This window comes from Steroidobacter sp. (genome assembly GCF_016790065.1).
GTDB lineage: Bacteria > Pseudomonadota > Gammaproteobacteria > Steroidobacterales > Steroidobacteraceae > Steroidobacter.
This window is the reverse complement of record NZ_JAEUPY010000721.1, coordinates 1-8,943: the sequence shown is the minus strand read 5'-3', so window position 1 is coordinate 8,943 and position 8,943 is coordinate 1. Positions and strand designations below refer to the sequence as shown.

The 8,943-nt window shown below is 60.7% G+C and carries 6 protein-coding genes; all 6 read left to right on the top strand.

Annotated features, from left to right (window positions below):
• Positions 1-1,209 (top strand): TonB-dependent siderophore receptor (locus JNL55_RS29420; protein WP_293863042.1); only part of this gene is annotated, 1,209 nt, incomplete at its 5' end.
• Positions 1,206-2,423, top strand: a complete 1,218-nt coding sequence (locus JNL55_RS29415) for an alpha/beta hydrolase family protein (protein WP_293863040.1) — start codon at positions 1,206-1,208, stop codon at positions 2,421-2,423. The genes JNL55_RS29420 and JNL55_RS29415, both read left to right, overlap by 4 nt.
• A gap of 152 nt (positions 2,424-2,575) precedes the next feature.
• The gene (locus JNL55_RS29410; protein WP_293863038.1) at positions 2,576-3,085 is read left to right on the top strand and encodes an RNA polymerase sigma factor; all 510 of its coding nucleotides are present in this window, start codon (positions 2,576-2,578) and stop codon (positions 3,083-3,085) included.
• The gene (locus JNL55_RS29405) at positions 3,082-4,158 is read left to right on the top strand and encodes a FecR family protein (protein WP_293863036.1); all 1,077 of its coding nucleotides are present in this window, start codon (positions 3,082-3,084) and stop codon (positions 4,156-4,158) included. The genes JNL55_RS29410 and JNL55_RS29405 overlap by 4 nt, the downstream gene beginning before the upstream one ends.
• Before the next feature lie 86 nt (positions 4,159-4,244).
• Positions 4,245-6,590: a TonB-dependent siderophore receptor gene (locus JNL55_RS29400; protein WP_293863034.1), complete on the top strand. Its 2,346-nt coding sequence runs from the start codon at positions 4,245-4,247 to the stop codon at positions 6,588-6,590.
• A gap of 5 nt (positions 6,591-6,595) precedes the next feature.
• Entirely contained in the window at positions 6,596-8,767 is a 2,172-nt protein-coding gene (locus JNL55_RS29395) for a S9 family peptidase (protein ID WP_293863032.1), read from the top strand.
• Positions 8,768-8,943 lie beyond the last annotated feature (176 nt).

Below are 8,943 nucleotides of genomic sequence, written 5' to 3'. Positions count from 1 at the left end.
CTCACCGGCTCCACGGGCCTCGGCATTGGTGCCGATAGCCACTCCAAGCGCACGCTGGCGGACCTGTTCGTCGGTGGCAAGTTCGATTTGTTCTCGCGCCAGCATAGTTTTGCGATAGGCGTCGACTATGCACAGATGAATGGCGGCGGCGGTCGCAGCTATCAGTACGACGACTATCCGTGGGGCTTGCGCGAAGTCGATGTCTTCAACTACGACCCCGGCGCGTTTCCGCCATCGGCACGCACGCCGACTTATCTCACCGCTTTGAGTCGACAGACGCAGCGGGGCGCCTATGCGACGCTGGGGTTTAAAGTGACAGATCCGCTGCGCTTGGTCGTCGGCGGTCGCTATACCGACTATGAGATCGAAGCGGCTGGCTTCGATCTCAATTCCGACGGCTCGCTCGGTGCCGCCAGCACCTGGCCAGCGAGTTATCGCGAGAGTGCGTTCGTGCCGAGCGCGGCACTCGTGTTCGAGTTCAACGATCGATGGTCTGGTTATGCCAGCTACGCGCAGGCGTTCAATCCACAAGGCAGCTTGTTGCAAGCACCATTGCCCGGCACGCCGTTGGATCCGGTCACTGGCGACGGGTATGAGGTCGGCGTCAAGGGCACGATCTTCGAGGGCGTCAACGTAGCCGTCGCGCTTTACCGGGTGCAACGCAATGGCGAAGGAATGCAGGACCCGAACTACCCGTGGACGCCTGCGGATAGGGGCGCGACCTGTTGCTATCTGTCATTGGGAGACACGACCACCGAAGGCCTGGATATCGAATTCAGCGGCCGACTGAGTCACGGCTGGCAACTGTTCGCGGGCTACACTCACACGCGGCCGAAGTATGAAGACGAAGCCTCGGGCACCGAGGCGGCGCGACTGTTCAATTGGACACCGCGCCATCTGTTCAAACTTTGGACGACTTGGAATTTGCCGGGTAACGCCTCGCGCTGGACGCTCAATGCCGGGGTCAATGCTCAATCGAGCTTCTCGGGTTACACATTCGATTGGGTCGGGGCAGGGCCGCCGCGCCAGGGTGGATACGCGCTGTGGAATGCCTCTGCGCAGTTCCGTGTCACCGACGACATTTCTATTTCGCTGTACGGGGAGAATCTGTTGGACAAGGTGTATTACCAGTCGCTGGGCATGATTACCGGCGACAGCATCTACGGCACGCCGCGCAACGTGACGCTACGAGTGCATGTGAAGCTGTGAGGTGCGTTTACGCTGCCGCCGTCGTGATGGCGGCGTTGCTTGCAACGGCACCTGTCTGCAGTGGCGCCGAGCAGGTGAAGCTGCCTGCAGACGACCCGTTTGCAGGTCTCGCTCATGGTCCTTATCGCACCGGCACGGAAGAACAGCTGTGGATCGATGAGCAGCGCTTGGAGACCACGACGCAGGTTGCCGATGACCGGCGTCCGTTGCTGGTGCAGATCTGGTATCCGGCGAAGGTCTCCAAGGAGGCGCAGCGGGCGCCGTACATTCTGAATCCTCAGCTGTACTCGACGGAGTTACAGAAGGGCTTTGCTCGGTATAAAGATGTGCGAGCTGCCTCGGTGCGTGCAGCGCCGCTGGCGAGCGAGCCGGGACGACTGCCCATCCTGTTGTACAACCCAGGCGGTGGTGCGCAGGTGTTCACCGGCGTCGTGCAAGCCGAGTTTCTGGCCAGCCACGGCTACTTGGTGGTCGGCATCGGGCACACGGGGTTGAACGGTATCGAACGGTTCCCGGACGGCAGCACGTATCTTCCAGACGTTGAGATTCAACCTCGGTTCTCGGAAGAAGAGAAGCAGGCGCTTTCGGAAGAGGAGCGCTTCCAACGCACCGTGAAGCACTACGCCGAGCGGATGATGCCCACTCACGTCGAAGACATCCGCTTCGTGTTGAACCGTCTGGCTCGAGCCAACGCCACACCCGGCGATCGATTTCACAACCGGCTCGATCTCGAACGTGTCGGTGCGTTGGGATGGTCGCTAGGCGGCGCGCTCGCGCTACAAGCGACTCGCGATGAACCGCGCGTGAAGGCGGCAGTCAATCTGGATGGCTGGTTGTTCACCGATGTCGCCGACTCCGGCACGCAGCGTCCCATCATGCAGCTTCGCACCGGTCCCGTGGTCGAAGCCGACGAGGGCGCAGATGTTCGAGAGGTCGAAGCCTCTGCAGAAAGCCGTTTCTGGAAACTCTATGCCCGCAGTGGCGCCGACTGGTTCGACGTCATGCTGCCGCGAGCCCGTCATGGCCACTTTTCCGCCAGCTCGCTGTTACTGCCTCATGATCCGCGGCGCCTGCATCCGACGCTGGCCCATGACATCGTCAACGGCTATGTGCTGGAGTTTTTCGACACCTACCTGCGCGGTCGCGAGCCTGGGGTGTTGCTATCCGGGCAACGCTCTTTCCCGGAAGCCGGCCTGATTCGAAACAAGAAATGAGTGCGCCTCTCACTAGAACGTAAGCCCGGCGGAAACCCGTACAGCTGCGCGAAAATAATTTTGGCGATGTTGTCAGGCACGTGACGCCGGCGTAATTTGCCTGGATTGTGACGCCGCCTCCCGAAGCACAACCGCAGTATTCTCGGTCGGAATTGACTGCCGACGAACACGAACGCCTGCGGGCGTTGTCGACTCAGTTCGGCACCATCCTGCTGCGCTTCTTCGAGCGCCGGGTCAAGGAGAAAGCCGAGGCTGAGGATCTGGTGCAGGAAGTCTTCGAGCGTTTAGTGAAGCGAGGCGGCATAGCTCACTTGGAAGACGCCCGCGGTTATCTGTTCGAGACAGCGGCGAGTGCGCTAGTAGACCGCGCTCGCAAACGCGTCTCTCGACACAGCGAACAACATCAAAGCTTCGATCCGGCGGTCCATGCGAGCAACGATTTCTCGTCGGAACAGATTCTGATCGGACGCGAAACGTTGTCACGCGCGGCGCGGGCGTTACTGGAGTTGCCGGAGCGAACTCGCACCGTTTTCATTCTGCGTCGGCTGGAGGGCTTACGGTATCAAGATATCGCCAAGCGCCTGGGCGTATCGCTGAGTCTGGTCGAGAAACAAGTGGCGCGGGCGGCGGCATACCTCACGCAGCGGATGGGTGACGAGTGAACACCAGGCGCAGTAACGACAAGCGCAGACAAGAGCTGGCGGCGATGACCCCGCTCGAAGCGGCGTCCTATTGGTTTGTCCGCCAGGATGCGCAAGCCATGACGCCTGGCGATCACGACGAGTTCGAGCATTGGCTGCTGGCTAATGAAACCAATCGCGATGCGTACCAGCGAACGGCCGCGATGTGGCAGGGAATCGAGTCGACGGTCGAGGGCGGTGAGCTCAGAGCGTTGCGAGTTGCAGCGTTGGCGGCGGGTCCCGAGCCGAAAGTCTGGCCGCGGGCGGTGGCCGTTGCTGGCGGTACGCTAGCGGCAGTCGTCGCTATCGCCACCTTGACTTGGCATCTCGCTGTCGGAGTGCGTGATCCATCAGTGACGCCGGATCTCGCCAGCGCCGGTCAGTACGTGACCGGACAAAAACAACAATCCAGCGTCGCGTTGCCCGACGGCTCGCAGGTAGCGATGAATCTGGACACCGATTTCCGAATCGACTTCACGCCCCAGCGTCGCGAGGTGCGGCTGCTGAAAGGCCAGGCGTTCTTCGAAGTCGCCAAGGATCCCAAGCGTCCCTTCGTGGTGATCGCCGCCGATCGACGCATCGAGGCGTTGGGTACCAAATTCGACGTCAAGTTGAGTGGCGAGCGGTTGGAAGTGGTGCTGCTCGAAGGCCGCGTCAGCGTGGAGCGCGACGAGCGCTCCCTGCTGAAAAAAATCACCCAGCGAACCGAGCGAGTGGAGTTACGACCGGATCAGCGGCTGGTCGCGGCGCCAGGCGAATCAGCGTCGATCGGTGCCACCAAGGCGGCGCAAGCGACCAGTTGGCACGAAGGCTGGATCGCTTTCGAGGACGAATCGCTGGAGCGCGCCATCGCCGAATTGAATCGTTACTCCGACGTGCCGCTAGTGATCGCTGACGATGCTGCTCGTACCTTGCGGGTCAGCGGTGTGTTCCGCATCGGTCAACCCGATCGATTCGCTGCCATCATTCAGGAACTGCTGCCGCTGAGCGTGCGCCGAGGCGAGCAGGGCGAGATGGTGTTGGCGTTGAAAGACGATGTCGACGTCGCTCGCTGAGTGCCTGACTGTGAGGGTTTGTCGTTGGGTTACGTTTCTCTGTTAGTGAGAGCGGGCACCTGAGCTCGCCCACCTGGGGAACAGTCATGTCAAAACCTTCGTTGAAACTTGCCGCCGCCATTTGCGCCAGCTTGCTGGCGATGTCCGTCACGCACGCCGCGAGTGCCCAAGAAAAACTGCAGATCGATATTCCAGCGCAGGACTTGTCCGTGGCGCTGATGCAATTCGGCCGTCAGATCGGTACCGAGATTTTGTTTACTCCCGACGTGGTACGCGGCAAGCGCGTGCCAGCGCTCAAGGGCGAACTGGAACGCGATGAAGTCCTGCAGCGACTGCTGAGCGGCTCGGGGCTGACGTTCCGCGTCACGTCGCAAGGCGCCATCATCGTCGAGCCGCACAAGACGGTGGAAGAAGTAGTGGTCACCGGCCAATACACCGAAGCGGTGGGCATGGTGAGCAAGACCGCGCAGCCGTTGCGCGAAATTCCCCATTCGATTTCAGTGATGACTCGGCAGCGGCTCGAGGATCAGAACCTCGCGACCGTGGACGATGCCATGAGAAACGTCACGGGCGTGAGCGTGCGCTCGATCAATCCCACTGGATTGATGAGCAGCATCATGGCGCGCGGCTATTCGGCGGATACGATTCTGATCGACGGCCAACCTGCGTCCAGCAGCAGTAGTGTGATTGCCGCGATGTATGCGGACCCGGCTGTGCTCGAACGGATCGAAGTGCAGCGAGGTGCTGCGGGCATGTTCAAAGGTGCGGGCGAACCCGGTGTGACGGTGAACATGGTCCGCAAACGGGCGCTGTCGGATTTTCAGTTGGCTGCAGTGGCCAGTGTTGGCTCTTGGGAAGCGTATCGAGGTGAACTCGATGTCACTGGACCCATCACCGAGTCCGGGCGGTTGCGTGGTCGCGCGGTCGTCTCGTTGCGAGATGCCGAATCGTATTGGCACAACGTCGACAGTCACAAGCAAGTGGCGTACGGAACACTCGAGTACGACGTGACCGATCATGCAACGGTGTCGGCCGGCGTGATTTACCAGGACGTCGACACTGGCATGTGGTACGGGCTGCCGACCTATAACACCGGCCGCCAACTCGGCTTGCCACGCTCCACCAGCTGGGCGATGGACTGGACGCGCTACGAGGCGCGCAACATCGACGGCTTTCTGGAGTTGGAAGGGCGCTTGAGCAACGGCGGTCATTACAAAGCGTCGTTACGTCAGCAGGAACGCAGCGCGCCGTACACCATTCCGAGCACGGCGTTCGTGCAGGCCAACGGCAACATGACGCTGAATGCGATCAAGTTCAAAGGGTTTCATGACGGCGCCGATGATGACGACACTGAAACCTCTGCGGATATGTATCTGAGCACGCCGTTCGAGTTCGGTGGACAGCAACACAACTTGTTGATCGGCGCGGATCATCGCGAGTCAGTGACGAATTTCAATCGTGCCGTGACGAGCCTCGGCACCGTCAACGTGTTCTCGTTCAATCCCGACAGCATCGCCGAGCCACCGTTGTCTGCGTACACGCTGAATCTGGATGAAGAAACCGAAATCCACTCGTACGGCATCTATACCCAAGTCCGCATCAAGCCTGTTAGCAAGCTGACGTTGATCGGTGGCGCACGCTTCAGCTGGTGGGAGTCGGAAACATTCAGCCGCCTGTCCAACACGGTAACTTCGAAATACGACGCCAACGCTGAATTCACTCCGTACGCCGCCGTGCTGCTGGATGTGAGCAAGAATCTCTCGCTGTACACCAGCTACGCCGAGATCTTCGTGCCGCAGAACTTGCGTACCGTCGGCGGAGAGCAGATCGATCCACGGGTAGGCGGACAATATGAGGTCGGTGTCAAAGGCGAGTTTCGCGACGGTCTAGTGAATGCGCACGCTGCTGTCTATCGCATCGAAGACGAGAATCGTGCGATGGCCGATCCGCTGAACATCGGCTTCTATGTGCCTGCCGGTAAGGTGCGCGCTCAGGGCTTCGAGACCGAAGTGAGCGGCCAGTTGGCGCCGCGCTGGAACTTGACCGCAGGCTATGCCTTCACTGAGACCAAGTACGTGATCGCGCCAGCTGCACAGCAGGGCACGATTTTCAACACGTTCACGCCCAAGCACAGCATCAACTTGTGGACCCACTATCGCTTCCCGAATCATGTGCTGGGCGGCTTGGAAGTGGGCGCCGGCGTGCGCTCGGTCAGCGAGTTCTCGGCGGTCTCCAGTAATCTGCGGATCGAAGGCAAAGGCTATGAAGTGGCCTCGTTGATGTTTGGCTATCGGATCGGTACGCGCTATCGCATCTCGCTGAACGTCGAGAATCTGCTCGATGAAACCTATCTGCGCACCATCGGCGGTGTGAATCTCAACCAGTACGGCGATCCGTTCAATGTCACCTTGGGCGTCCGTGCGACGTGGTGATGAACATGTTGAGATTAGTCGCGCTGTGCGCGGCCGGCCTGGCGTTCGCGCCAGCGCCGGCCGGTGCTTTGACCTGGAACGAGATCGATCAGGCTGATCCGTATTCGGAATCGTGGTCTCTTCCCGAGACCGCGGTTTCCGATGCGGGTCAGTACGCTGCCTGGATCGAAGACGGCGAGTTGGTGGTGGCGACGGCGCCGCGCTTCGAAGTTCGTCGTTTGCTGCCAGCAGGCGGGCAGCCAGCATTGTCCGCGATCTATCCGTCTCCCGATGGGCGAACCTTGTTTGTGGTACGTGGCAAGTACACGGGCTGTCGTGGAGCGGCGGCTTGTCGCGAGGAAGCAATCGCTGCCGCGAAAGGTGAGCCACCGAAATCGGACTCGCGGCAACTCCTCACCGTGGACGTTGTGTCCGGCAAGATCGAGCTCATCGCGAGTTCGACGGCGGTTCCGAAGCCGCTGCCTTTTGAAAAGAGCTTGGCGTTCGCACCCGACGGGCGCGCCTTTGCTTATGCCGAAGGCAAGATGCTCTATGAGTTCAGAGCAGGGACTGACGGCAAATGGCAGCGGCGCGCACTGCTGGAGTCAGATGACGCGCGTCATGAAGCGTCGGTGCGCTTGAGTGATATCAGCTACTCGCCCGACGGTTCGCGAGTGGCCTTCGTCAGTCATCGCCGTGCCAAGCAAAGTTATATCGCCATCGTCGAGCTCGACAGCCTGCGCTCACGATACTTGAAGCCTGGAATCTTCGCGGACACCAGTCCGACCTGGTCGCGCGACAGCAAACGCTTGGCTTTCCTGCGCGAGCCCGGCAATTGGACCATGAAGTATCGGTTCACGCCGGCGACCAATGTGGTGCCCTGGAGCATCATGATGGCCGAGCTTCGTGACGACGCGGATCGAGTCGCAACGCTGTGGACTGCCCAGCGGGGCCCGGGTGGAGCATTGGCGTTGGATCGTTTCAAAGGTCAGCCACTGTTGTGGACACGCGATGACAGACTCATCTTTCCGTGGGAACGGACGGGCTGGCGAGCGCTGTATGCGGTGCCGTCGTCGGGCGGGCCAGCGACGCTGCTTTCATCGGATCGAGGTGAAGTCAGTGCGGTCGCGCTTAACGCCGATGGTACGCGGCTGCTTTACGAGAGCAATGTGGACGACCTCGCGGGCGTGCAGTTGTGGGATCTACCGCTCGATGGGCGCAAGGCTCGTCGCCTGACCCGTAATGTCGGGATCGAACAGATTCCGCAGTTTCTATCGAGCGGCTACGTTTCTTATCTTGCGGATACTGCAGGCCGTCGACCCATTCGCCGCGTGGTGATAGATTCGACGGGGCGCGAACATGTGCTCACGCCGACGTCTGCTACAGCTGCCAAGTACAGCGGTGTGTGGCAACAGTTCGTGCAAGGTCGCAGCGTTGAACTGAAAGCCGACGATGGCTTCGTCTCTCACCACATCGTCTATCAACCACGCACGCCAGCGCCGGCCGGTGGCTATCCTGTGCTCGTGACCAGTCACGGCGGTCCGCGCGAACGGGTGATGGCGGGGCAGAGCGACTATGCGAACTTCGCTCAGTACGCGGTGAGTCGCGGCTACCTTGTGGTTGATATCAACTATCGCGGTAGCGTAGGGTTCGGCTACGCGTTCCGCCTCGCTGCGGAAGCGGGTGCGACTGGCGGTAGCGAAGTCAAAGACATTGCCGCAGTCGTTCGCTATCTGCATGGTCGTGCAGATGTCGACAGCAAACGCATCGGCATCGTCGGACATTCCTACGGTGGACACATCGTTGGCTTGGCACTGACCCGCCTGGCAGAAGAGTTCGCGGCCGGAGCCTCGCTGTTCGGCGTTGCCGATTGGATCGTGGAGATGCAGAAGGACGAGACGGACTACTCCGATGGCAGTGCGCCGCCGGTGTTCATGCCACTGTCCGAGCGCACTCGTGTCGACGACCTGGCCTTTGCTTCATCGCCGGCGGCGAATATCGATCGCTGGCGCGCGCCGGTGCTGTTCACCATGGGCGAGCTGGATTACGCCGGGCACATGGAGTCCATGATCGATCTGGGTTATCGATTGCTGGATCGAGGCGTGCCAGTCGACTTTTATGTGAAGCCCGAAGGCAAGCACGACGTGTTTGCGGAAACTGTGGTGCTGGATTTTTTCGACCGGACTCTACGGCGCTAGCCGAACGCGAGTGAGTGGATGATGCAGCGGATTCGTGTGGCGATGGGCGCGCTGGCGCTGACGATGGCTCTGTTGGTCGCAACGCCTGCGGCAATTGCCGATAACCCGAGCCCGAGCCAACGCGAATGGCAAAGCCAGGTGCTCACGTCGCAGTTCGTGACCATGAGCGACGGCAC

Coding starts and splice junctions, on each gene's coding strand:
- JNL55_RS29400 (WP_293863034.1), top strand. CDS start 4,245: ATGTCAAAACCTTCGTTGAAACTTGCCGCCGCCATTTGCGCCAGCTTG.
- JNL55_RS29395 (WP_293863032.1), top strand. CDS start 6,596: ATGTTGAGATTAGTCGCGCTGTGCGCGGCCGGCCTGGCGTTCGCGCCA.